General features: G+C 46.3%; 23 protein-coding genes and 1 rRNA gene. 6 read left to right on the top strand and 18 right to left on the bottom strand.

Annotated features, from left to right (window positions below):
• Window positions 1-33: 33 nt before the first annotated feature.
• Window positions 34-1,317 (bottom strand): L,D-transpeptidase family protein, encoded by a 1,284-nt coding sequence (locus AB1466_04905; GenBank protein MEW6189433.1) that lies wholly within the window; start codon window positions 1,315-1,317, stop codon window positions 34-36.
• Entirely contained in the window at window positions 1,281-1,652 is a 372-nt protein-coding gene (locus AB1466_04900) for a hypothetical protein (protein MEW6189432.1), read from the bottom strand. Before AB1466_04900 ends, AB1466_04905 begins: the two co-directional genes overlap by 37 nt.
• Window positions 1,653-1,714: 62 nt before the next feature.
• Between AB1466_04900 and AB1466_04895 the strand changes: the two genes are divergently transcribed.
• A complete protein-coding gene (locus AB1466_04895) occupies window positions 1,715-2,701 on the top strand; it encodes a metallophosphoesterase (GenBank protein ID MEW6189431.1) in 987 nt (328 codons plus the stop codon).
• Here the strand turns inward: AB1466_04895 and mutM are convergent.
• The 4 genes from mutM to AB1466_04875 all read right to left on the bottom strand — a co-directional run bounded on the left by mutM (window position 2,652) and on the right by AB1466_04875 (window position 5,801).
• A complete protein-coding gene (gene mutM, locus AB1466_04890; GenBank protein ID MEW6189430.1) occupies window positions 2,652-3,476 on the bottom strand; it encodes a DNA-formamidopyrimidine glycosylase in 825 nt (274 codons plus the stop codon). The two genes, AB1466_04895 and mutM, sit on opposite strands and share 50 nt — an antisense overlap.
• 507 nt (window positions 3,477-3,983) lie before the next feature.
• Window positions 3,984-4,148: a type II toxin-antitoxin system Phd/YefM family antitoxin gene (locus AB1466_04885; GenBank protein ID MEW6189429.1), complete on the bottom strand. Its 165-nt coding sequence runs from the start codon at window positions 4,146-4,148 to the stop codon at window positions 3,984-3,986.
• An 88-nt stretch (window positions 4,149-4,236) separates the two neighbouring features.
• Window positions 4,237-5,142 carry a zinc metalloprotease HtpX gene (gene htpX, locus AB1466_04880; protein MEW6189428.1) on the bottom strand — a complete coding sequence of 302 codons (906 nt, stop codon included), beginning with the start codon at window positions 5,140-5,142 and terminating at the stop codon, window positions 4,237-4,239.
• A gap of 89 nt (window positions 5,143-5,231) precedes the next feature.
• On the bottom strand, window positions 5,232-5,801 hold the full coding sequence (locus tag AB1466_04875; protein ID MEW6189427.1) for a LemA family protein: 570 nt from the start codon (window positions 5,799-5,801) through the stop codon (window positions 5,232-5,234).
• Between the two features lie 415 nt (window positions 5,802-6,216).
• Between AB1466_04875 and AB1466_04870 the strand changes: the two genes are divergently transcribed.
• Window positions 6,217-6,918 (top strand): rhomboid family intramembrane serine protease, encoded by a 702-nt coding sequence (locus AB1466_04870; protein ID MEW6189426.1) that lies wholly within the window; start codon window positions 6,217-6,219, stop codon window positions 6,916-6,918.
• Window positions 6,919-6,995: 77 nt separating this feature from the next.
• Here the strand turns inward: AB1466_04870 and AB1466_04865 are convergent, their stop codons facing one another.
• The 4 genes from AB1466_04865 to AB1466_04850 form a co-directional block, all read right to left on the bottom strand.
• On the bottom strand, window positions 6,996-7,832 hold the full coding sequence (locus tag AB1466_04865) for an ATP-dependent Clp protease proteolytic subunit (protein ID MEW6189425.1): 837 nt from the start codon (window positions 7,830-7,832) through the stop codon (window positions 6,996-6,998).
• A gap of 56 nt (window positions 7,833-7,888) precedes the next feature.
• Window positions 7,889-9,298: a L,D-transpeptidase gene (locus tag AB1466_04860; GenBank protein ID MEW6189424.1), complete on the bottom strand. Its 1,410-nt coding sequence runs from the start codon at window positions 9,296-9,298 to the stop codon at window positions 7,889-7,891.
• 368 nt (window positions 9,299-9,666) lie between these two features.
• The gene (locus tag AB1466_04855) at window positions 9,667-11,091 is read right to left on the bottom strand and encodes an ATP-binding protein (GenBank protein ID MEW6189423.1); all 1,425 of its coding nucleotides are present in this window, start codon (window positions 11,089-11,091) and stop codon (window positions 9,667-9,669) included.
• Window positions 11,092-11,094: 3 nt separating this feature from the next.
• The gene (locus AB1466_04850) at window positions 11,095-11,829 is read right to left on the bottom strand and encodes a response regulator transcription factor (protein ID MEW6189422.1); all 735 of its coding nucleotides are present in this window, start codon (window positions 11,827-11,829) and stop codon (window positions 11,095-11,097) included.
• A gap of 298 nt (window positions 11,830-12,127) precedes the next feature.
• Here AB1466_04850 and fusA point away from each other — a divergent pair, with 298 nt between their 5' ends.
• Window positions 12,128-14,203: an elongation factor G gene (gene fusA / locus AB1466_04845; protein ID MEW6189421.1), complete on the top strand. Its 2,076-nt coding sequence runs from the start codon at window positions 12,128-12,130 to the stop codon at window positions 14,201-14,203.
• Window positions 14,204-14,225: 22 nt separating this feature from the next.
• Here fusA and AB1466_04840 read toward each other — a convergent pair whose 3' ends face one another.
• From AB1466_04840 to AB1466_04830, 3 genes are read right to left on the bottom strand one after another with little or no spacing between them, the layout of a single operon-like run.
• Entirely contained in the window at window positions 14,226-15,017 is a 792-nt protein-coding gene (locus AB1466_04840; protein ID MEW6189420.1) for an HAD-IIA family hydrolase, read from the bottom strand.
• A 53-nt stretch (window positions 15,018-15,070) separates the two neighbouring features.
• Window positions 15,071-15,490 carry an NUDIX hydrolase gene (locus AB1466_04835; GenBank protein MEW6189419.1) on the bottom strand — a complete coding sequence of 140 codons (420 nt, stop codon included), beginning with the start codon at window positions 15,488-15,490 and terminating at the stop codon, window positions 15,071-15,073.
• A 15-nt stretch (window positions 15,491-15,505) separates the two neighbouring features.
• Window positions 15,506-16,717 (bottom strand): methionine adenosyltransferase, encoded by a 1,212-nt coding sequence (locus tag AB1466_04830; protein ID MEW6189418.1) that lies wholly within the window; start codon window positions 16,715-16,717, stop codon window positions 15,506-15,508.
• 288 nt (window positions 16,718-17,005) lie between these two features.
• On the opposite strand from AB1466_04830, the gene amrB reads away from it, so the two are divergent.
• From amrB to AB1466_04815, 3 genes are all read left to right on the top strand, one after another.
• On the top strand, window positions 17,006-17,851 hold the full coding sequence (amrB, locus tag AB1466_04825) for an AmmeMemoRadiSam system protein B (GenBank protein MEW6189417.1): 846 nt from the start codon (window positions 17,006-17,008) through the stop codon (window positions 17,849-17,851).
• Window positions 17,852-18,048: 197 nt separating this feature from the next.
• Window positions 18,049-19,404 (top strand): DUF1015 domain-containing protein, encoded by a 1,356-nt coding sequence (locus tag AB1466_04820; protein MEW6189416.1) that lies wholly within the window; start codon window positions 18,049-18,051, stop codon window positions 19,402-19,404.
• Window positions 19,405-19,490: 86 nt separating this feature from the next.
• The gene (locus AB1466_04815) at window positions 19,491-19,682 is read left to right on the top strand and encodes a DUF6485 family protein (GenBank protein MEW6189415.1); all 192 of its coding nucleotides are present in this window, start codon (window positions 19,491-19,493) and stop codon (window positions 19,680-19,682) included.
• Here AB1466_04815 and AB1466_04810 read toward each other — a convergent pair.
• The 5 genes from AB1466_04810 to AB1466_04790 form a co-directional block, all read right to left on the bottom strand.
• Entirely contained in the window at window positions 19,675-21,087 is a 1,413-nt protein-coding gene (locus tag AB1466_04810) for a CCA tRNA nucleotidyltransferase (protein ID MEW6189414.1), read from the bottom strand. The genes AB1466_04815 and AB1466_04810 overlap by 8 nt on opposite strands.
• 81 nt (window positions 21,088-21,168) lie before the next feature.
• A complete protein-coding gene (locus tag AB1466_04805; protein ID MEW6189413.1) occupies window positions 21,169-22,083 on the bottom strand; it encodes a radical SAM protein in 915 nt (304 codons plus the stop codon).
• 55 nt (window positions 22,084-22,138) lie between these two features.
• On the bottom strand, window positions 22,139-22,600 hold the full coding sequence (locus AB1466_04800) for a helix-turn-helix domain-containing protein (GenBank protein ID MEW6189412.1): 462 nt from the start codon (window positions 22,598-22,600) through the stop codon (window positions 22,139-22,141).
• Between the two features lie 55 nt (window positions 22,601-22,655).
• Window positions 22,656-23,105, bottom strand: coding sequence for a 4Fe-4S binding protein (locus tag AB1466_04795; protein ID MEW6189411.1), 450 nt, complete (start codon window positions 23,103-23,105; stop codon window positions 22,656-22,658).
• Between the two features lie 643 nt (window positions 23,106-23,748).
• A 23S ribosomal RNA gene (locus tag AB1466_04790) occupies window positions 23,749-24,959 on the bottom strand; the annotation flags it as partial.

Genomic DNA, 24,959 nt, shown 5'->3' with positions numbered 1-24,959 from the left:
CATACTATAATAAAACACCTGGTAGCAAGATTTCTATCTCACTAGGTCCGTGGGTGTCCCCACGGACACGGCATCGAATAACTCCAGAATATCGCTGGGATACATCCTAATGCAACCATGGGTTACCGCCTTGCCGATGGAGGAAGGTCTGTTGGTCCCATGTATTCCATACTTTGGATTGCTTAAAAGCAATCGCCTATTCCCCAAGGGATTCCTCGGTCCCGGAGGTACTGGATGCCTTACATCAGCCCAGTCGGGAGGATACCAGGTGGGATTGATATCCTTCCTGATTATCCGAAAGTGCCCTATGGGTGTGGGAAAGCTGCGTCTGCCCACGGCGATGGGATACACCTTGAGCAAATCCTCGCCCTGATACAAGTAAAGTGCCCTTTTAGAAACTTGAATGATGATTCTTGCACCAGCAATCGGTCCCGGGGGAAGCTTCCTAGCTCTTAGAATCTCAAATTCCTTTGAGGCGACGATGCCACTTACTGGCAGACCGCGAGCTTCCTGTAGTGCCTCGACCGCTTTCTTGGTCGCGGGTCCAAAGACGCCATCGATCACGCCACAATCGAAACCCAACATGATGAGTCTGGCTTGAAGCTCTGTTATATCCGCTCCCCTCGCACCAAAAGCTATGGCATTTTCACCCAAAGTCTCCGTGCTATCCACGGTGAAATCCCACTTGGCATTGGTACTATTTCCAGCGGCATCCTTGATCCACAACTCAACGAAGTGTTCTCCCTCCGCTAAACTGAGAAGGCAAAGGATCAACTCCTTCTCCGGATCGTATTCGCTTTCCCGCCTCACCCCATCCACTCTCAAACTTATCTCGCTGATTTCCGAGTTCGCCTCTTCAACTTGAACCTTTATAGTTAGATTGGATGTTTTGACCACGGATCTATTACCCGGAGAGAATTCCCTTACTATCGGGGAATCTCTATCGATGACCAGAACCAATCTCTCACTGTTCTTATTTCCAGCAAGATCGACGGCTATCACTTTCAGGGTATTCCTCTCGGATGGCAGAGTGATATCCAAATAAAAGGAACCATCCTTCCGGATGATTGGAGTGGGAAGGGATTTCCCATTGAGCCTCAACCTAAGTCGAGCACCTGGTTCGATCCGACCCTCAAGCCTGAATTTCGATTCCCTGGTGGCGATGAGCAAAGAATCACTCTTAAAGGACGGAGATCCGTCCAGGGAAATGGCGGGCGGTTGCGTATCGACGATGAAGATTCGACTATCCTCAAGATCCTTACTCAGCAGGAATCTATATTTCAATTTGATGAAGAATCTATGCTCGCCTTCCTCCAAAGGAGCATCGGGGATATAAGAAAAACCATCGGCTTGAGATTAACTTGGTCGGTTACATCCCTTCCATCCAGGAGTGCCTTAACCACCTCAACCTTTTCTCCTACGAAAATAGACCACTTAGCATGAATCCTGGGTCTATTAGTCGAGATTATACCTTTATTGATCGGACTGAGCTTGAAGGTTTTGGGGAAGGTGGCATAAACGATTCCCCAGCTATAGAGCAAAATTAAGAGGATGATGACGAGAACAAGCGCCACCCTGAAGTACCTCTCACGAACCATCTTCGAAATCGCCTCTTTAGATGTGCTCAAATACCCCATTGCTTTTTCACCCATGTAGAATCCTCGTAGTGATATACTAAAGGGCAAAATAAAAGGCAAAAATGGAGGATGAAATGATGTCAAGGGTTCTTAGATACCTTTCAGTTTTACTCATCCTCACCCTACTCGCAACTGGTTTAGGCTGCGGTAATTTATTCTCCACCGATTCCAATTCCCTTCGTAAACCTTCAGCTCCGCCTCCGGATTTCCGCTTCGCAGTCTTTGGCGATAACAGACCCGAGAATCCAATGGAACCGCAACCCGAAATATTCAAAAAGCTCATCGCCCAAATCGAGCTGGAAAGACCAGCTCTGGTTTTTAGCACGGGTGATATGGTGACAGGCAAAACCGCAAATGAGAACATTTATAGGAGACAATATCGAGATTTCCTGGAGATAATTCAAAAATTGAAGACCTTCCACGCAGCGGTTGGAAATCACGATGCCGCAAATCAAATTGGTCAGTCTCTATATCAAGAATACTTAAGTGAACGGCTCTATTACTCATTCGATTATAAAGGTTCGCACTTCATCATCTTGAATACGGAAATAGTTGGTCAGGCGGGAAGAATTGGCGAACTCCAACTCTCCTGGCTCAAGGAGGATCTTGAGTCCAACAACGGAGCCTTCCACATATTCGTGTTCATGCATCGTCCACTGTACTCGATTATGAATCCCCAGTCTAAAAGGGGAAGACATATGCCCTTCACGGATATTCGAAACCGTGATCAGATCAGGGAATTGATGAGGAAATATAGGGTGGACGTGGTCTTTGCCGGGCATGAACATTTCTTCAACAAACAAGTTCACGATGGCATTACCTACATCATCACCGGTTGTGCTGGAGCTTTCCCCTACACGGACGAAGGACATGGAGGATTTCGCCACTATGTTCTGGTCGAGGTTAAGGGTCGCCATATCCATCTAACCGTAGTGAAAGCCACAGGTGAGAGAATTAATCCCGATCGTATTCCCACTCCTTCATTCCAACCGTTCACTAAAATACCCTCTCGGGTTACCTCTGGCACTTCGGGCAGAAGTGGGCACCTCGTCCTCTCAAGGTGATTTTTCTAATGGGAGTTCCGCATCTCTCGCAGGGTTCTCCTTCCCTGCCATAAGCTCTAAGATAGGGTACGTATTCTCCCTGTCTCCCATAAATATCCACGTAAAGATCGACTGAGGAACCACGATACTCCAAAGCAGCGGGTAAAATCCTGCGGATGCTCTCATAAATCTTCGCGATTTCCTCCGGACTCAAGGAGGAAACAATGCGCGTGGGTTGAACACCAGCGTAATATAATGCCTCATCCGCATAGACATTGCCCACACCGGCGATGAAATTCTGATCCATGAGGAGGGGCTTTATCGGACCCCTTTTCCTAGTTTGCAGAAGTTTTTGGAAAGCTTCTAGAGTGAAATCCTCTCCCATGGCTTCCGGACCAAGCTCTTTAACCTCGGGGGCATTGGGTATATCTTCAGTCTTAAAGACTTTGATATAACCGAATTGGCGTTGATCCCAGAAACGAAGTTGATGGTCATCGAGGCTGAAGATCACATGGGTGTGTTTTTCCGTGGGAGCATTGGCTACTTCGTAAAGGATTCGACCGGTGAGCTTGAGATGAATTAAAAGACTATAGCCGGATGAAAGATTGATTATGAGAATCTTTCCCCGTCTCTTTATATCCTCAATGGTCGCTCCCTCCACGACATCGATGAACTCCTCTGCAGTTGCATTTTTAAGCGGTTTTGCCGATCTTATCTCAACCTTAGTGATTTCCTCTCCCTTAACCTTCTCCTCAAGCTCCCTTCGAATGGTCTCAACCTCTGGCATCTCCGGCATCCTTCTCACCCCTCCCATTGCTCATTCTAATTTTAAAGAACCTATCCATCTTTAGCAAACACTTCCCCCACGAGGATAAATCCCCGTACCTAGTCCATTCGGGCTATCAAAAATGAGTCAGCTGTGCTATTTAACCCGGATGATACTTAGCTAAACATTAAATTAGAAGCTCTAAACTTTTTATGAGTAAATCCGATACTATACATGGAGAGTCCCAAGAGCGTAGCATGACCAGAACCTCGAATTAAAATAGGATACGAGGTCGGCAGCTACAAAAAATACCTGAAAAGGATCCTTGGGACTCTCCCCTTTTTGCTAGCTTTGAAGTTAATAGCCCAGCATCTCAGAAGTTAAGATTTGTTGAGCTGTCCAACTTCAGAGCCACTGAGCTAAATTCGATGAATCTCTTTCGATCTCTTGATTCTTTTTTAATGGGAAATATGATAGTTTAGCCAAAAACCCTTTTGGAATTACTCAAAATATGGAATGTCCCGAGATTTAACGCCCTTAGCTTTCTTTCAAAACGGATACATCGAGCAAAACTGCATCGGGCTTTCCATTGACGGTGATGATTACAGGGCGACCTGTACGGTGAATCTGTTCAAATATCTCGCGTGTTTTCTTCCTTAAGTCGGATATAGATTTGAAATCCTCCATGATATATAGGGGCATTATTATAGGGGCATCTATTCCCTCGCTCCTTTTTAGAAAAAGATATCATTTTAACCATGAATATCAAAGCAAATCTCGTTGGAAATTTTTACTCCGGTTGGAGCTCGAAGGACATTTCGCGGAGGCGTTTTATTCTTTCTTCTATCGGTGGATGGGTGTTGAAGAGGCTGTTCATGGCACCTCGGAGATCCTTTAAAGGATTGACGATATACAAGTGGGCGGTAGCCTTGTTGGCGACTTCCAGGGGTTCCCTGTCAGCAGCCAATTTCTCCAAAGCACTGGCCAGACCGGGGGGATATCTTGTGAGCAAGACACCACTGGCATCGGCGAGAAATTCTCTCTGTCGAGAGATAGCTAAACGGATGAGCTGAGCGATCAAAGGAGATAAAAGAGCAAGAATTATTCCGATGAGGAGCAAGATAGCGGTTAAAGCTCCTCTTTCCGAATCTCTTCTCCTTCCACCCCACCAGAAGCTACGTAAAAGCCAATCGCTTAAGAGAACGACCACTCCAACCATCACGGCAGTTAGGGTAGCCAGTCGAATATCGTAATTTTGGATGTGCGATATCTCATGAGCAATGACGCCTTCGAGCTCAACGCGATTTAGTTTTTCAAGGAGTCCCGTGGTCACCGCGACGGCTGAGTGTTCAGGATCCCGACCTGTGGCAAAGGCATTAGGGGCGGAATCATCGATGACGTACATCTTTGGAGTGGGATTACCCGCAGCGATGGATAAGCCCTCGACTACATTATATAAATATGGGTATTCCTCCTTCTCCACGGGGCGGGCTCTGCTCATGGTGAGTACGATCTTATCGCTGTAGTAGTATCCACTAAAGCTCATAACAATTGCAATGATGAGAGCTAAGACCACCCCAAAGTAGCCTATCTCCATGAGCTCCCCGAATACATAACCGAGGAACATGACCAGAACAACGAAGAGGAAAATTAAAAGCCAAGATTTTCTCAGATTGCTGGCAATTTGTTCATACAAACCAATCACCACAGCTCGACTCTCGAAACCCAATGCTCAACGCTCGAGAAATAAATAATCGAGTGACGAGTTGCGAATGACGAGAGTCGCTAAAATTGTACTTTAACGGGTTCTCGAGACACCTCTTCTATTTCGAAGTATTCTTGAGGAGAAAACCCAAAGGCGGGAGCGACCAATCTGGTAGGGAAAGACTGAATCATGGTGTTATATCTCATTACGGTATCATTATAAAATTGGCGGGCATAGGCAATTTTGCTTTCAGTCCCAGCCAATTCCTCTTGCAACATCATAAAGTTCTCATTCGCCTTCAATTCCGGGTAGTTTTCGGCTACAGCAAAGAGTGTTCGTAGAGTCTGTGTGAGCATATTTTCCGCCTTTGCTTGTTTTCCAACGCTTCCCGTAGTCTTGATTGCCTCAGCCCGAGCCTTGGTCACATTTTCAAAGAGCTCCTTCTCATGCGCGGCATAACCCTTGACCGTCTCCACCAAGTTTGGAATTAGGTCATAACGTCGCTTTAGCTGGACATCGATTTGCGCCCAGGCATTTTCGATTCTGTTCCTCAAAACCACCAACCGATTGTAGATATAGATCAAACCCAGGGCAATCAATAGCACCAAACCGATGATTAAAAACATTAAAATTCCGAGAGTGACGACCATTTTGTCCCCCAAAGTCGAATTTCTACGGTCTTCGTTTTACTTAAGAAATATGATGCCATGCAAAATGTTATCTGGCAAGTTTAACCTTAGCTATCAATCGAATGTGACCACAGTAAAAAGCGAACTTGAAACTTAAATGATCTAATGTAAAATAGGTATAATTATAACCTAGACATAATTCACTCTTAATAATTCGATAAGAGTATCCTGGAAGGCGCATCTGCGAGAACCGTTAAGCGAGCAAGGCTCGAACGGCGGCAATGGCCCACCCCCGAACTTATAAATGGAGGGCGTTCGCCCTTAAGAGAGTAGCGAGTAGGCTCGCAGCAGCTAGCGCCCGTAAGGATGGCTCTTAGAGATCACTCTATTTATGTCTTGAGCGGTATAATTCAATTTCAAGAAAGGTTGTGAGAGTTTGTTTCCTCTTCGCGATGAGAATCCCACGGAAACTTTCCCCTTCACGACCGTGGGTCTGATAATAATCAATATAGCCGTCTTCATTTACCAACTTTCCCTGGGTACGGAGTACAGCCTCCGACAATTCATATACACCTATTCACTGATTCCCTATGAAATAACCCACGGTGTGAGCCTCTTCCCTGGAATCCAAAAGATTCCTTACCTAACCATTTTAACCTCGATGTTTCTTCATGGAGGATTCATTCATATCATCGGGAATATGTGGTATCTGTGGATATTCGGAAACAATGTCGAGGATACGCTGGGGCATCTCAAATTCGTTCTTTTCTACCTCTTATGTGGTTTAGGAGGAACCTTTGGACACATCCTCTCCGGACCCAATTCACAGATACCTTCCCTTGGTGCCAGCGGAGCCATCGCCGGGGTTTTGGGGGCTTACCTCATCCTTTTCCCCACGGCTCGAATTCTCACCCTGGTTCCCCTCTTCTATTTCATTCAGATTGTGAGACTACCAGCATTGCTATTGATAGGATTCTGGTTTATCCTGCAATTATTCAGCGGGGTAGCCGCGATCACGAGTCCTCAGCAAAGCGGGGGTGTGGCCTGGTTCGCTCACATCGGTGGATTCTTAATGGGATTTTTGCTAATCCTCATCCTGCCGAAGAGACCGCGGAGGCGAAGGAAACCAAGCTATTAAAACCAAGCTATTACGAAGAGGAATTCTACATATAGATTTATTGCATAAACCATAAACTTAAATATTAAAGAGCTGCTTTATTTCTTCTCTTCGACTTTTTTCTCGTAAGGAAGGGGTATATATTCTACGGAAGGTCTGCGCAATCCAAGCTGAGGATAAAGCTCCATTAGATTGTAAACCTCTCGAGGCATTTCAACCTTGACCTCAATTCCCAGACTCTTTAACTTTTCAACGGTCAGAGGGAAGTCGTGGGTCCACCTTCCCTCCGTGAGCAAATTTGCAACATCCCAGGCTCTGTCCTTCTCCATCTTGTGGTGCAAAATGTCGAAAATGAGCTGCCGCAGTTGTCGCACGGCTTTCTGGGCAACATCCAGATAGATCAAGGTCCTGTCATCCAACTCATTTCTATCCTTTGCCTGAGCGGTCCAAATAAGGGAGCTAGCCGGATATTGCCAACCAAGCTGGGGATCGAGTGATCCCAAAACGGCATCCTCATCGAGAACGATTTCATCGGCAGCCAAGGCTATGAGCATCCCACCAGACATGGCGTAGTGAGGTACGAAGACCGTGACCTTCGCCTTGTGTCTTAAGAGGGCGTGGGCTATCTGCTCTGAAGCTAGGACCAACCCTCCAGGAGTGTGCAGAATAAGGTCAATAGGCATGTCATCTGGAGTAAGCCTTATTGCCCTCAAGATTTTCTCGGAGTCCTCGATATCTATATATCTATAAAAGGGTATACCGAGGATACCCAGAGCTTCCTGTCGATGAATGAGGGTAATAACCCTTGAGCCCCTCCTTCTCTCAAACTCGCGGATGGCTTTAATCCTTTTGATCTCCAATATCTTCTTGCGAAGAGTGGGACCAACAAAGAATACCAGAAGTAATATGAAGAATAAAAAAGACATGAAATCCATTTTCATTCTCACCTTTAAACCAATTTTATCATATCAGCCGTTCTAGTGGTTATAAGTTATTTCACGATATCCACAGACGTCCCCACGAATACCAGATCAAATAATTCCTCAGCATGATGAAGGTGCATGCGAATGCAACCGTGGGAAACGGCACGACCTATGGACCACGAACTATAGGTCCCGTGGATGCGGATGCCCGGTGCATTGAGATCCATGGCTCTTGTGCCCAAGGGATTGCCCGGTCCCGGGGGAATCTTGTCAGGCATATTCGCTGACCAAGGTTTATGAGGATTATACCAGGTGGGATTCTTTCTTTTGCGAATGATGCGATAGTGACCAACAGGAGTTGGGAAGGCAAACTCTTGACCAACGGCTATGGGGTACTCCTTTATCAATTGTCCCTCTCTATACAAGAATAGCCTTCTTCGTGTAATGTTGATGACGATTCGCGTGGTGTCCACTTTAAAAGACCAACGCCTTTTAACGGAATTACCCGCTTCGTCTATAGCCTGGACCATCGCCTCGTGCTCACCATGGGAAAGCCTCAATCTGCTGATGATTTCCTTGGTTTTAGGACTATAGTTGTGCTTGACTACCTTCCCATCTATCCATAATGTGGCAAAGCGAATATCGGATTCGGGCTCCTCCAGCTTAATCGAGATTTTGGGATTATCGGAATGAACCACGGAGCCATGAGCAGGGGAACAAGCCTTTATTACGGGAGCCGAATTATCTACGACAACAGGAATCGCTAGAGCACCCTTATTTCCCGCTCGATCGATGGCTACTATCTTCAACTTATTTTTCCTCGAAAGTGAATATAGACCGAGATTAAAATAGCCCTTTTCATCGACCTCAGGTGCGGGAATAGATCTGCCGTTCAGATAGACCCTAAGTTTCGCGCGAGGCTCGGTGAATCCGGAGAGATCATGAATCCAGGACTTACGTGTAGCGATTATATCCCTCACGCCCTCAAATTTTATGCTTGGGGCTATGGTATCCACTTCAAAAGCCCACTTTAGCCTCAATACTTTGGGAAAAAGAAATTTGTAGGTGAGCTTTGCCTCCACGGTGTGCTCTCCCTCACTCAATCTCTGGGGAGGATCGTAAGAAAATCCGACCGCAGAGAGGGAAACGGATTCGCTGACATCTCCCTCATCAATGATAATGATCGCGGAAGCAAGCCTTGCTAGTGGAAAAATTGGCCACTCCGCGGAAATGAGGGGACTAGCATCGGCTATGACCTTCCTATGTGCAGGCGACTTTATGACTAAATCCTCTGCAAAAGTATAAAGGTATCCCCAGACAACAATGAAAATCAAGGCTAAGATGGAGATACCGATGGGTAAAAATTTTGTCCCTCGGATATATTTTATCCCCCGGAGATGTATTTTAAGCCGCCCCCCGACCGCAACGATCCATTCAACTAAATTTAATATATAAGAATTTCCTTTGAGAGGGTTCAATTCCTTCTGGCTTTTATGAGGGAATTATCGAGGATGGTTTTGAGACTCGGTGTCCTGAGTATATTACTTCTTGAGACATTAAGGAGGGCATAATAAGAAGGGTCAGGCCTGGAGGCAACCTTGAGTGGTCTTCTGATGGGTACATCGTGAGCCGGACGGTGAAAGGAGGGAAGTTCTCCGACATTTATAATTGATTACGTCATTTATTACCTTAAGCTCCAGCCGACCCCCAAAAAATTTTGGTACCTTGGCTCCAGCCGACCCCAAATACATTATTGGGGGAAAATATTATGAAAGTTTTGAAAAAACATTAAATTTCGATTAAAAAGGAATATTTATTGATTCCTGTGGGATACTTCCGCGGGGAATTATCGATTCTTCTGCGGGGAAATCGGCAGTTGTATGGTGAATTTCGTTCCCTTACCCGGTTTGCTCTCCACATCTATGCTCCCGCCCAGGATTTCGATGATCTCTTTGCAGATGGAAAGGCCCAGACCAGCCCCACCATATTCCTTGGAACGGGATTTCTCCACCCGATAAAATCGGTCAAATATCCTGGGTAGATCCTCGGGAGGGATACCGGCACCGGAATCTTCCACTTCCAATCGTACCCTGTTGGAATCGAGCAGGGTGGCTCTCAAGGCAATCGTTCCCCCGGATGGGGTATATTTGAAGGCATTGTCCAAAAGATTGGTCAATACCTGGTCTAAGCGATCTGGATCCGTAGTAATTTTGATATTCCTCGAAACTTGCACCTTAAATTGGATACCATTCTCATCGGCACGGGGCCAAAACTTCTCGCCGATCTGGCGCAAGAATTTTCTCAAGTCAAGGGATTTGAAGTGGAGATCCAATTGTCCAGCATCAATGCTGGACAAGGCCAATAAATCCCTCACCAATCTCACCAATCTTTTACTCTCCTGGTTGATTATTCGAAGTGAATTTTTGAAAGACTCCTCATCCTTGACCACACCATCCAGTAAGGCTTGGGAAAATCCCTCTATGGAGGTGAGGGGCGTCCTTATTTCATGCGAGACGTTGGCCACAAAATCCCGCTGGGCTTGATAAGCCCTTTTAACCCTTCCTGCCATGAAATTGAAGGCTCTAGCCAGACGTCCAATCTCATCCTCCGACTGCACATCGATGTATTGATCGAACCGCCCCTTCCCTATTTCACCTGTAGCTCTAGTCAATTTAAGAATGGGCTCTGATATGGAACGCGAAAGGTATAAACCGACGAATACCGAGATGAGAAAGGAGATTGCAGCTGCGCCAAGCAGAAGATTTAAGAAGGGACGCTGGGCTTCTTTTACCTCTGCAAATGGCTTTACTATGGCTAGCAAATTTTTGGATCCCTTCAAGGGAACGCTGACCAATAAAACTTCCTTACGTAATTCGGGGAGATATCTCCTCACCATCTGAGGGCTTTCTCCAGCTAAGCCCGCCACCCACTTTGGTAACTGTTGCTTTTGAATGAGTGGAGGACCCTCTGAATCGACGATGACCTCCCCTTTGGAATCGATGAAAAATATCCTTATCTTTGTCAGCTTGGCATAGGCGGATAGAAATTTGTGGACTCTTACTCTATGTATCCCAAGCCAGGGGTTCTGACCCTCCAATATCGCTTCCACTTCGCTACCAAGGGTAACCGCTTGATTCGTCAGCTCTTTCCCCTGAGTTCGAACGGTGTAGGTCACCAAAAATTGGTAGAAAAGTAGACTCGCGATACCCAAGGAGAGAAAAAGAACAAATACATAGGAGAAAATAACTCGAGAGCGAAGGGACTTAAACATCTTTCACTTCCCTTTAAACCTATATCCGATGCCCCATATCGTTTCGATGAAACGAGAGCCCTCATCACCCAGCTTTTGTCGCAGATGACGAATGTGAACATCCACCGTGCGAGCTCCACCAAAGAAATCATACCCCCATACCTTCTGAAGGAGACGCTCTCTGGAATAAACAATGCCAGGATTTGAAGCCAGTTCTCTTAATACATCGAATTCCGTGGAGGTGAGATCGATTTTCTTTTCGGCCAAACTTACCTCCCTCTTATCAATATCTATGGTCAAATCCCCAAAGCGGAGAGGAGATTTTGGCGCCGGGCCGCGAACCCTTCGGAGCACCGCTTTGACTCGAGCCACGAGCTCGCGAGGACTAAAGGGCTTGGTTAGGTAGTCATCGGCTCCCAACTCCAGCCCTACGACTTTATCGACCTCCGATACCTTTGCGGTGAGCATAATGATGGGGACATCCGACTCCTTTCTTATCCGACGACATACTTCCCAACCATCCATTCCCGGAAGCATGATATCCAAGATGATCAATGAAGGTTGGAAGGATTTAAAGGTCTTTAAGGCCTCTTCACCATTGGTGGCGCCACTAACCGTGAAGCCCTCATTAGTTAAGTAAAGCTTCACCAACTCCACGATATTCTGTTCATCATCGACCACTAAAATTGCTTCCTTCACCTTCGCTTTAACCCCTTGTAATGCTAAAAAGAGTATAACATATCGAACTGATCCGTTCATATTTAACCTGCGAACTTCTCTTTCTTGTTAATATTCGGCTTTTTCACAAAAATGATAAATGCTCGCAGCTTAAATACCGATGGCGACCAAAGCTTAAGAGCAGCTCCTTCTAGCACTTCAACAGAGATTACTAGAATATGTACAAAAGGTTTATTATTTATATTGTAGAAGATAATCATTGTAGGTGGGTTATAACTACTGGATATTTTTAGGCTCATCTTTGGATAATCTCGAGTTAAACAGCAAATTCTGAAATTATGACCCATGCATGATATATTATTAGCAGGAAAAGGAGGAGATGGTATTGAAAAAATATTCCACCGAAAAGATAAGAAATATCGCCATCGTTGCCCATGGGGGAACTGGAAAGACTTCCCTGACCGAAGCGATGCTTTACACCTCGAGAGCCACTAGCAAGATGGGAAGCGTTGACGGGGGCACCACGGTCACCGATTACGATCCCGAAGAGATTAAAAGGAAGATATCAATAAATGCTGCACTTGCCCCCTGTGAGTGGAAAAATCATAAAATCAACTTAATAGATACACCGGGATACGCTGATTTCATCGGCGAGGTCATAAGCGTCCTGCGCGTAGTGGATGGCGCGATAATCGTTGTTTGCGCCGTATCAGGGGTAGAGGTGCAAACGGAGAGAGTCTGGCATCTCGCGGATGAGTATGATTTACCTCGCTTGGTTTTCATCAATGGGATGGATAAGGAGAATGCCGATTTTTATCAAGCGATGGACATGATCAAGAAGACCTTCGGCGTTAATGTGGTTCCCGTCCAATTGCCGATTGGGAAAGAAAGCGGATTCAAGGGAGTTATAGATCTGATCAAAATGACCGCCACGGTCTCCTCCGATGGCAAATCCAAGGAAGAAGAAATCCCCGCGGATTTAAAGGCCGAAGCTGAAAAATACAGGGAAAAATTGATCGAATCCGCGGTCGAAGTCGATGACAAGCTCTTGGAGAGATACTTAGAGGGTGAGGAATTAACCGAAGAGGAGATAAGAACGACTCTAAAAACAGCTACATTGAACCGAGCTGTGGTACCGATTTTCTGCGGCTCCGCCCATAAAAATCTCGGAATATCCCCGCTTTTGGATGCCATAGTGGAGATAATGCACTCGCCAATGGACAGACCCGAAATCAAAGGGGTCAATCCCAAAACTCAGAAGGAAGAAGTCAGAAAACCCAGTGAAAAGGAGTCCCTCGCGGCTTTCGTTTTTAAAAGCGTTGCCGACCCTTATGTGGGCAAACTAACCTTCCTCCGTGTGTATTCAGGAGTGCTTCACGCCGACTCCACGGTCCACAACTCATCGAGGGGCAAGAGGGAAAGAATAGGACATATCTTCTTCATGCGAGGCAAGAATCAGATCGAAACCAGCGATGTCCCAGCGGGGGACATCGCAGCCGTGCCAAAACTCAACGAAACATTCACCGGTGATACCTTATGTGACGAGAGTAAACCCATAAAGCTACAACCACTAACCCTGCCCGAACCTGTAATTTCCGTGGCCATCGAGCCAAAAACCAAGGGCGACGAGGAAAAATTAAGCACCTCTCTCACGAGATTGGCCGAGGAGGATTTGACCCTAAGGGTCCGTCGTGATCATGAAACCAAACAGACCATAGTCTCCGGAGTAGGAGATATGCATTTGGAGGTGACCATTGATCGTCTGCGCAGAAAATTCGGGGTGGAAGCCACCTTATCCACACCAAAAATACCCTATAAAGAAACGATCCTCGCCTCAGCCAAAGCACAGGGGAAATACAAGAGACAAACGGGTGGTCGCGGACAATATGGTGATGCCTGGATTGAGGTCGAACCGCTACCTCGTGGCGCCGGATATGAATTTGTCGACAAAATTGTGGGAGGTGCCATCCCCAAGCAATACATCCCCGCCGTTGAGAAGGGGGTGAAAGAAGCCATAGAAAGAGGAGTACTCACGGGCTATCCCGTGATAGATATCAAAGTGACTGTATACGATGGTTCCTTTCACCCCGTGGACTCCTCGGATATGGCCTTCAAGATTGCGGGTTCAATGGCGCTGAAAAAGGCAGTACTTGGGGCAAATCCGATTCTCCTTGAACCCATCATGAAAGTGGAAGTGATAGTTCCAGAGGAGTATATGGGCGACGTCATCAGTGACTTAAGCGGGAAACGAGGAAAAATTTTGGGGATCGAACCTCACGGGCGCAATCAGGTGATTAAAGCCCTCGTGCCACTGGCGGAAATAGCGAAATATGCAACTCAACTGAGATCCATAACCCGGGGAAGAGGTACTTACGGAATGGAATTCTCCCACTACGAGCAAGTACCGGGGGATATCGCTCGAAAGATAATCGAGGAGGCAAAAAAAGAGGAATAGGCAGTCGATGGGTCATCAATGTCTACAATATCTCCCAAATCCCTTCCAGGATATAATCGGGTTTAATATCGGATTTTTCCAACATCTCCGAGGAAGTCACACCCGTGAGAACTAAGATCGTTTTTATCCCCGCTCTCTTTCCAGCCAAGATATCGCTATCCAGTCTATCCCCTATGAGCACCGTCTTTTGGGGGTTTCCATCGAAAAGAGCCAAAGCCGCTTCGACCATGTATTTTTCAGGCTTTCCTATAATCTTGGCCTTCTTGTCCGTGGCAACCTCAATGGAAGCAATGATCGCCCCACCTCCAGGCCACAAGCCCTCGCCGCTGGGGAAAGTCCTATCGTAATTGGTGCCAATGAAAATTGCGCCACCATTGATCGCCAAGGTGGCCACCTTCATCTTTTCATAATTAAAATTCAGATCCCAGCCAATGATGACGAAATGGGCATTCCTCCCGCTATCAGTGGTAAGTAGCTCCAATCCGATGGACTTAATCTCCCGCTCGAGGCCTGGACCACCTATGACAAAGGCGGTTTTTCCCTTCAATTGGTGATGTTTTTTAAGATACATCGCCGTTGCAGCAGCAGATGTTAGAACCCGATCTGGACTCACTTGAATTCCCATGGATGAAAGCCTCTCCACATAATGTTTGGCGGTGTAATAGGAGTTATTCGTCAAGAAAAGGATGGATTTGCCGGCGGATTTTAGGTAATTTATGACCTCCCTCGCTCCGGAAATGGGGCTATCCTGCAGATAAATCACTCCATCCATATCAAATATAAAATTTTGGAACATCTCCACGAACTTTACCATCTAAACCCACGAGTTTCTTTAATTCTCCATGTAAGGTAGTCGTAAACCTGGATTCACATGCCTGAAAATTTGGGAAAAAGGGCCGATAACAGCTCACGAAGGGGCTCAGTGAGTTCAAAATCCTTTAAATCCTTGAAGGGAACCCACTTCGCTTCCATCGCATCCGAACCGGCTTCGACATCGAAGTTGAGAGGTTCAGCGAGGTAATCGATGAGAACATAATGGTGGAGAGTTCCTTCACCATCTTTGATGATGTGGTCAAAAACTCCCACTAATTCGGTTATTTCCACATCTATGTTGGTTTCCTCTCGCACCTCTCTCTTCAGCGCCTGATGCAGAGTCTCCCCGAATCTCACTCCCCCACCGGGTATCGACCACATACCCTTCGATGGCTCCTTGCCCCTTCTCACCAAAAGCATGGAATCACCGCGTTTGACCACAGCTCCCACGGCGGGAATAGGATACCTTTTCACAGAAGATCACCCAACTTAGCAGACCTTATACTTCCCCTTAGCCAGATCGTTGCAGAACTCATCGATCCTTGATAATTCGAAATCCATTACCTCCTTAACCTTCTTGGACACGAGATCGAAGGAAATGCCCGGTTCAAGGATGAGCTGAGCGGAGGCGATCTTCGGCTGATCTATGGTCATACCTATTTGGCTGCATAGCCAGACATAAACCTCCCTTATCCCCGACACCTCTTGAAAAATGGTATTGGCCATCTTGTGAGTGAGGATATTATATATTTTCCCCACATGACTCACGGGATTTTTCCCCGCTGCAGCCTCGGTGCCCATGGGTCTGTTTAGAGCAATTACTCCATTTACCCGGTTTCCCCGACCGACTTCACCGGAATCTCCATCCTCGGCTGAAGTGCCCAGAACGGATAGATACATGCCACCCATTCCCCTACTCTTTTCATCCAAGGTATTGAGATAGACGCGGATCATCTTTAGGGAGGCGCGTTTCCCGTTGACGAATTCCTCTATGGCTTCCCGCATCTCATCTTTCCTTCGGAAGTAGGACTCTTCACCGTCGACAAATCTGTCGATCTGAGGCATGGCGATGGTCAAATGCAGATTCTTTTTCTCCCTGTAGCCCATGACCTTGATATCCTCGCCCGACTCCGGGAACATCTCCTTAAATTGGGGGGAATTTAAGAATTCCTCCGTTTCAAGGACAATTTTCTCGGTATCGGTGAGGGGAGCATAGCCAACGGCAGCCGATGTATCGTTCGCTTCTAATAGTCCCTTCCCTCTCCTAAATATATCAACTAACTCGGGGGAACCGGGTTTGAGCTCAACCTTGTAAACCACATGTTTATCGGGATCAACAAATCTGAGATTCTCTTTGAACCATCTCTTCGCGGTTTCTATGGCTATTTCCACCACGGGCATCCTCTCCCCATCGACTTCAAAGGTGGCTCTGTCGCCGATGAGCAGTCGCATGGGTTCCAGAACCCTTCCTCCCCCAAATCTATACTCGACCTTGCCGGCAACGAGCAAGCCCTTATCTATGTTGTGGTGCATGATATTCCCGAATCTTTTGATATACTCCCGAGAGAGAGCAATGGAAATCTCTTCCATTACGGCGTCGCAAATATAATCGGGGTGGCCGATACCCTTTCTCTCCACGATTTCCACTTGATGTTCGGATACCGGTATCTCCTTCATGCTCTCAATTAAGATGTTCCTCATCTCGCCTTCCCCCTTTAGATAAATAATTGCAAATTTAAAAATTTTTTATCCTTTTTGAATTTGAAATAATCTCTCGCCACCAGTAAATTGGTATCCTCATTAAATTGCCTTTAGACTAATCAGTAGCATGGAAATTTGTCTGCAGAACCTCACTTATTATAACAAAAGATTACAGATTCCTCGTCTCAAATATTTTCATTCCAAAAGAATATACGTTTCAAAAGGAAAATGGAAGAATTTCGACGAAGATTACGGTGGAAAAAAAAGAAAATTAGGGGGTTTCTTCCAATGGAAAGGGCCAGAAAACCCGCAGTAGCTGGAATGTTTTATCAGGTTGATCCCAATAGCTTAAGAGCACAGCTAGAAGGTTGTTTTTTAAGTTCCCTTGGTCCAGGGAGTCTACCCAAAGTCAACCCCAAAGGAGAACATAGGATTATTGGTCTTATAAGCCCACATGCCGGATATATGTATTCCGGGCCCGTCGCCGCCCATGGATTTCACCGCCTAGCCCGGGATCAAGAGAGTAAGCTAGCAATAATTTTAGGTCCCAATCACTCCGGTATCGGCTCCCCCGTGGCCATAAGCAAGAGGGTCTGGAATATGCCTTTGGGCTCCGTGGAAATCGATTCCGAAGTAGCCCAAGAAATTGAAAGCTCCCCCGCAATTAACGAGGATGAAATGGCTCACATCCGAGAACATTCCATCGAAGTTCAATTACCCTTCCTTCAGTATCTTTACGGACCTCGTTTCAAATTCGTCCCCATATGTATGCTGGAACAGAGTCTGGAAACGAGTTTAAAGGTGGGAGAGATTCTAGCCGAAGCGCTTAAGCGAAGAGAAGCCATCATCATTGCCAGCACGGACTTCACTCACTATGAGCCACACAGTCAGGCCCAAAAAAAAGATAAGAAAGCTCTGCAAGCTATCCTGGAGTTGGATCCCCACAAGTTGGATGCCGTGGTCAAAGATCTTTCCATCACCATGTGTGGAACGGGTCCGGTTATGGTCATGCTCACCGCGTGTAGAATCCTCGGGGCCAAGGAAGCCAAACTCATCTCTTATATAACATCAGGCGATGTCACGGGGGATTTTGGTGCCGTGGTTGGATATGCCTCCCTCGTAGTCCTCAAATGAGATAGACCCAGGGTCATAGGAATTTCACCTCACCCTAAGCTTTTAACTCTTAGCTCTGACTTATGACTGATTTTAAATTCCATATTGCTTAAGACCGGTGGCTCACTTAATATTAAAGCATGCAAATTGGGACCATCTGGGACGGGGATCCTAGGGGAAAATTCCACTATTAATTTCTGATGGGAGGACTTGACTTTTTGGCTGAAATCAGAGCTTTTAAAGGGATTCTTTACAATGAAGAAAGGATGAATTTGGAGCAAGCTGTAGCTCCGCCCTATGACGTAATTTCCCCAGAGGAACAGGGAAAATACTACAATCTCAGTGAATATAATGTAATTCGCCTAATACTGGGGAAAGAGTATCCCGGTGACAGTACAGTCAACAACAAGTACACACGAGCGGCAACCTTTTTCCAGGAGTGGTTGAGAGAAGGGCTATTGCGGGAGGATGAAGAGCCTGCAATCTACGTTTACCAACAAGAATATTCCCTACCTGCCTGCCGGAAGGCATGGAAAACCGGGGAAAGGAAAAGGAGAATAGGATTCATTGCTTTAGCTAAATTGGAGGATTTTAACACTGGGGAGATTTTCCCCCACGAAAAAACCGAGCCCAAAATCAAAATCGATCGATTGAACCTGCTTAGAGCATGTAGGGCTCATTTCTGTCAAATCTTCGCTTTATATTCCGATCCACGACGGAATATCGATCGCCTCTTAGAAGCTAAAGCAAAAGAGCAACCAATAATCGATGTAAGGGATGAAGATGGCGTAAGGCATAAATTGTGGAGGATAAACGAGCAAAAAACGATAGATAAAATAGTCCAAATAATCAAGGACAAAACACTTTACATAGCTGATGGTCACCATCGATATGAAACTGCTCTCAACTTCAGAAATGAGATGAGGAAAAAATTTCCGGAATTAACGGAGGTTTACGACTATGTCATCATGATGCTCGTGAACATGAATGGCGAAGAGCTAACGATTTTGCCCATCCATAGGGTGGTAAGAAATATAGAGAAATTCAATTTCCACATTCTCTTACAGAAGGTTAGGGAATTTTTTGATATCCAAATATTTGAATTCGATGAAGCAAGTGAAGCGATTCAGAAAGAGAAATTCCTCGAAAAATTGAGGGAAAAGCGAAAGGATCACACATTTGGGATGTATTGGGGCGATAATAAATACTACCTACTCACGCTACGTGAGGAGGAAACCCTCGATGAGATATCGGGACCCGGTCATTCAGTGGAATGGAAAAAATTGGATGTAATCATCCTCCATAATCTATTGTTCGACCGTATATTGGGCCTACCTGCCGGCGGGCAAGGCCTTAAAAAAACCGATCTTGAGAATAGTATCAAATACACCATCCATGAAGAAGAGGCAATTGAACTCATAAATCGAGGAGAATATCAGATTGCATTCTTCCTCAATCCAACCAAAATTAACCAGATTAAGAAGATAGCCAACAACCGTGAAATAATGCCGCAAAAGTCCACGTTCTTCTACCCAAAACTTCTTTCGGGTCTTGTTATGTACAAACTCGAATAAAAATCAGTTCGAGAGGTCAGCAACTGGTAGCTCAGCTTCTCAGCTTCCGAGTTTCCACAGCTTCTTTTTGCTAAAGGGGGGTTAAAATGGAGTGCAAGCAGGAAGAAAACATGAAGAATTGTACCTGTACCTACGAACCCTGTGAGCGGAAGGGTATTTGCTGCGAATGTATAGCTTATCATAGGAAAAACCAACAGCTCCCGGGATGTCTCTTCCCTTCGGATGTGGAGAGAACTTACGATAGATCCCTGGAGAGATTCCTTTCAGCCTTCAAGTAAAGAGATTATCAAATTCGCTCCGCTCACTAGCCCACTTCTTCAAGAACTCGTAGGCTTCCTCTTTCGTGGCGATGATGCCGTCGAGCTTGGCTTCAAGCAAAACATTTAAAGCCTCCCCAACGAGAGGACCCGGGGAAATATTGAGGAACTCCATAACTTCATATCCATTAAGAGGCGGTCTAATCTTCGCGGATTCCTCCTTTGCCTCAAGCTCCTTGATTCTATCCTCCAATTCCTCGAGTAAAGCCAAGGCTTCTTTAGTTCTCTTGGGATCCTTGCTCGTGCAGTCCGCTTTTATCAATGCAAGCAGTTTCGGCAGCAATTCTCCGGCATCCCTAACAAATTTTCGAATCGCTTTATCCGTCCAACCTTGGCGATAGGTATAAGCCCGCATGTGCATCCTCACCAGTTTAACGACTTCCTCGATCTCCTTGCGACGATATTTGAGCTGTTTGAGTCTCCTTTCAGCCATTCGGGCACTTCTGACATCATGACCATAGAAGGTGATCTTATCCTTTACCATCCTTTTGCACCTTGGCTTCCCGATATCATGCAGCAAAGCGGCTAAACGGAGGGTTAAATCGGCTTCCACTCGACCAACAACCTGAAAAGTGTGCTCTAAAACATCCTTATGGTGGTACTCCGGATCCGGAGCCATCTTCAAAGCCAACAATTCGGGGGCGATCTCCTCCATGAGATCCGTATCGACCATCAGTTCAAGAGCATTAATGGGATTGTTGCCCGTGAGAGTCTTCGAAAATTCATCCCTTATCCTCTCTTTAGAAACTATGGAAAGTTGAGAGCGATAAGTCGCCATGGCCTCTTTGACTTCTGGAGCTACATGCATCCCCATAGTAGCTACAAAGCGCACCGCTCTTAACATCCGCAATGGGTCATCAAGGAAGCTTTGGCTAGGCGTGACGGGTGTCCTCAAAAGTTTTCTTCGCAAATCATCTTTGCCGCCGAATGGGTCGATGAGCTCTCCTTGGGGCAATTCCAGAGCCATAGCATTGATGGTGAAATCCCGACGGGAAAGATCGGTCGTTATCTCCGTGGAGAAACTAACCTTTGGGTGGCGGTCAGGTTCGGGGTAAACCTCCCGACGCAGGGTGGTTATCTCAACTTTGATATCATTTTTAACCACACCGACCGTGCCAAATTTCACCCCCACCAACCACATACCATCAGCCCACTTCCTCACGATCTTGATGACCTCTTCTGGTGGAGCATCCGTGGCAAAATCAAAATCTTCATGAAACTCGCCCAAAAAAGCATCGCGCACGCTTCCCCCAACTAGATACAACTTCCTGTGAGCCCGCCCAAAGAGGGAGCTCAATTCCTTAACAATTGGGTGCTGAAGAGCTGTAAGAATATTATCCCCACTGAAAAATGCCCTATTTATCACTCATCCCTCCAGATAAGATATTTTTCGTTGCTCCATTTCCAGGAAACATATCAAAGATTTGAGAACATCAATAATATAGGTCTACACGGTGATTCCATCAAGCCTCTTCAAGCCAGCCTCAAACGCTTCATTCACCGCATCTTGAAATTCCTTAAGGATGATAGGACGGTTTAAGGGAGGATATTTGTGGGCCTGACCACATGGTCGATATTGATCCATTACATTCACATAGGTGTTGGTCGAAATTTCCTGGGCTAAAAATCTCATGATCTCCCTCGTTCCCGCCAGACCATGGGGAAGTACCAGATGCCGAACTAAAAGCCCCCGTTGGGCGATGCCATCTTCGTCCAATACCAGATCGCCCACTTGCCGATGCATCTCGCGTAGAGCAGCTTTGGCAACCTCGGGATAATCCCCTGCCTTGGAAAATTTTTTAGCCACTACAGGGTGGGCATACTTAAAATCTGGCATATAAATATCAAAGACACCATCCAAAAGCTTTAGGGTTTCGACGCGCTCGTAGCCACTGGAATTGTAGACCAAGGGAACAGAAAGTCCTCCCTCGATAGCATGGGGCAAAGCCGCCAAAATCTGGGGAACTACATGAGTGGGGGTTACAAAGTTTATATTGTGGCAACCGATCTTCTGCAAATAGAGCATCATTTGGGCAAGTTCATCGATGCTAACCTCGGATCCCTCACCAAGGTGACTTATCTCGTAGTTCTGGCAATAGACGCAAAGTAGGTTGCAAAATGTCAAAAAGATCGTCCCTGATCCGTGTCTTCCAACAAGGGTTCTCTCTTCGCCGAAATGTGGATGATAGCTGGAAACCATGGGTAACTTACCAACCCGGCAAACCCCCTTCTCGCCAGCAAGTCTATTTACCTCGCACTGACGAGGACAGATTTTGCACCTTTTTAAGATTTCGTAAGCCTTCTCGATCCTTTTTCTGAGATCGTTGGTTTCGTGTAGTTTTATGTAACTGGGGAGGAACAAATTTCTTTTCTCCTATAAAAATCTTTTTCGCGAGGATCAATTACAATGGTGGCCATTAAAATTCGAGATCCGGGACGATATCCCCGTAATATATCCCAGAGGGTAGAACCTCTATTCTTTTTGGCTCACGCACGTTTTGCTCTAAGGCATCGTATATGATTTTCAATCTGTCAGTTAATTCGATATCTCTATCCCTCAAGTATTCAGGCGATATATAAAGCTCAAAAAAGAATGAATCACCCTTCGAAGAAGAGATATAAAAGAAGGAAGGATTTTGTGTTCCTAATTCAGAAAGTTTACAAATCTCAACCTTAAACTCCGTTCCGCCTCTGGAACGGTATGCGAACTTTCTTTTGCTGGTCTCAACCCATTTTTCCAGCTCTCTCTTGGGGATGCGATACCCCCTACCTACCTTAAGAGCACGTATCTTTCCTCGCGTGCAATAAGCCCTAACGGTCTCCGGTTTAAGATTCAACATGGCTGCCACTTGGTTTACGGTGTAAGCCTTACCACTCATCAATTCACCTCCTCAATAATTGAAGTCTAACATATTATCGCCAGGACATAAATTTTTATACCTCATCTCCCACGGTAGAAACCAATTTCTCAATATCCAATGGCCGGGGTTTAGTTGGATCTAAGCGTAATATCATCGCCCCCTCATTGCACCTGTCGACACAGATGCCGCAGCCCATACACTTTTCCCCATCGACACTTGAAGTATTTCCCATGGTGATTGCCCCAAAGGGACAGGAGTAGGAACAATCACTACAACCCCGACAAGTTGATTGATCAACCCGTGCCACATAACCAGACGAAGTCATGAGCTTAAAACCATAGGTGAGAAAGGCTTTCATTCCAAGACAACAACATTTGCAACAGTTGCAGATTACATAGAAGCGACCACCAGCTGTCTCCTTAAACCAAGCCGTATGCACCCTTCCTTGATCGTGTTCTCGCTCCAAGATATATAAAGCCTCTTCACGGTCAATCCAGCGCGCACTTCGCGGCCTATGATCCACAATATATATCCATGAAGAAATCGGAGAACATTACCGCAATGAAGCTTCGCCAAAGCTTCTGTGCTCGGTTTGCGATTTAAATACCAGCGCGCGCACCAGTATCCCACAATCGCTCCAGAAAACAGCCCAAAAATCCCCTTTTTCCTCACTATTTCACCTCACTTTCTTATTCCATAAACTTGGGAAAACACCTTCTTGGCGCATTTTTAATGAAATAGGGTTTTAACCAGGCTATTCTCAAATTCTCAAGAATTCGAGAATACCAAAAGAGAATGGGTTCAGCATCTTTTTCCTTCATCGTCAGAAATTTCAGCAAAGGGATAAGGTTCTCCTATGGATGAGAAATCCCAGCTAGGATGAGCGTTTTCGAACTGTTAGGTTAGACTCGAGGGTTTTCGGTGGATAAGTGCAGTGAAAATATCACGGGTTCCTGAAGAAAATTAAAATAGAATTTATCTTGCCTGGTAAAAATTTGCGAGGAGGTCTAAATTTCTGTTAAAAAATAGGAGAGATCGCTCTTTCTGAGACCTCCCTAATTAAATTCGTTATTCGTTCACCGTAATTAAAAAAATCTTTATAAAATAGGGTGAACGGTTAACGAAATAAATTTGCACCCTCAAAACTACATAGCGGTCATCGAGTAAAAGTCAAGTCCTCGACCTATTAGTACCACTCGGCTCAACCCATTGCTGGGCTTACACCTGTGGCCTATCAACCAGGTAGTCTACCTGGAGTCTTACTCCCTACGGATGGGAGACCTAATCTTGGAGTGGACTTCGCGCTTAGATGCCTTCAGCGCTTATCCCATCCGGACATAGCTACCCAGCGATGCCCTTGGCAGGACAACTGGTACACCAGAGGTCCGTTCGTCCCGGTCCTCTCGTACTGGGGACGACTCTCCTCAAGTCTCCTGCGCCCGCAACGGATAGGGACCGAACTGTCTCACGACGTTCTAAACCCAGCTCGCGTACCGCTTTAATCGGCGAACAGCCGAACCCTTGGGACCTTATCCAGCCCCAGGATGCGATGGGCCGACATCGAGGTGCCAAACCTCCCCGTCGATGTGGACTCTTGGGGGAGATGAGCCTGTTATCCCCGGAGTACCTTTTATCCGTTGAGCGACGGCCATTCCACGCTGAGCCGCCGGATCACTAGGTCCGACTTTCGTCCCTGCTCCCCATGTACGGGTCGCAGTCAGGCTCCCTTCTGCCCTTACACTCACCGCGCGATTGCCGACCGCGCTGAGGGAACCTTCGAGCGCCTCCGTTACCATTTGGGAGGCGACCGCCCCAGTCAAACTGCCCACCTGACACTGTCCCCCAACAGGATAACTGTTAGGGTTAGAACCCCACTACGCCAAGGGTGGTATCTCAAGGGCAGCTCCACCCCGACTGGCGTCGGGGCTTCATAACCTCCCACCTATCCTGCACATGACGCAGCAAAGTCCAATGTCAAGCTACAGTAAAGGTTCACGGGGTCTTTCCGTCCAGTTGCGGGTAACTCGCATCTTCACGAGTAGTACAATTTCGCCGAGTCCCTCGTCGAGACAGTGCCCAAGTCGTTACGCCTTTCGTGCAGGTCGGAACTTACCCGACAAGGAATTTCGCTACCTTAGGACCGTTCGTTTGTGTTAACTCCATATCGCTATGGAGACCGGACTATATCATCCCCGCCACTCGGCGGGGTCTGGCGTATAGTCTCTGAGGATTCTTCAGGTAAGGAATTTTTTAAGAATCTCTTCGTTAGTGTAACGCCGCTTGCCACCATCATTCATCTCGGTGCGGATTTTTACTATTTCTTCGATTCCATCCTGGCCCAGATGCTTTCCTTCCTTCATCAAAAACGCAATTTTCT

It is taken from the genome of Actinomycetota bacterium, from assembly GCA_040755895.1.
Lineage (GTDB): Bacteria > Actinomycetota > Aquicultoria > Subteraquimicrobiales > Subteraquimicrobiaceae > Subteraquimicrobium.
Note: the sequence above shows the minus strand (reverse complement) of the source record. Positions and strands in the feature narration are given on the sequence as shown.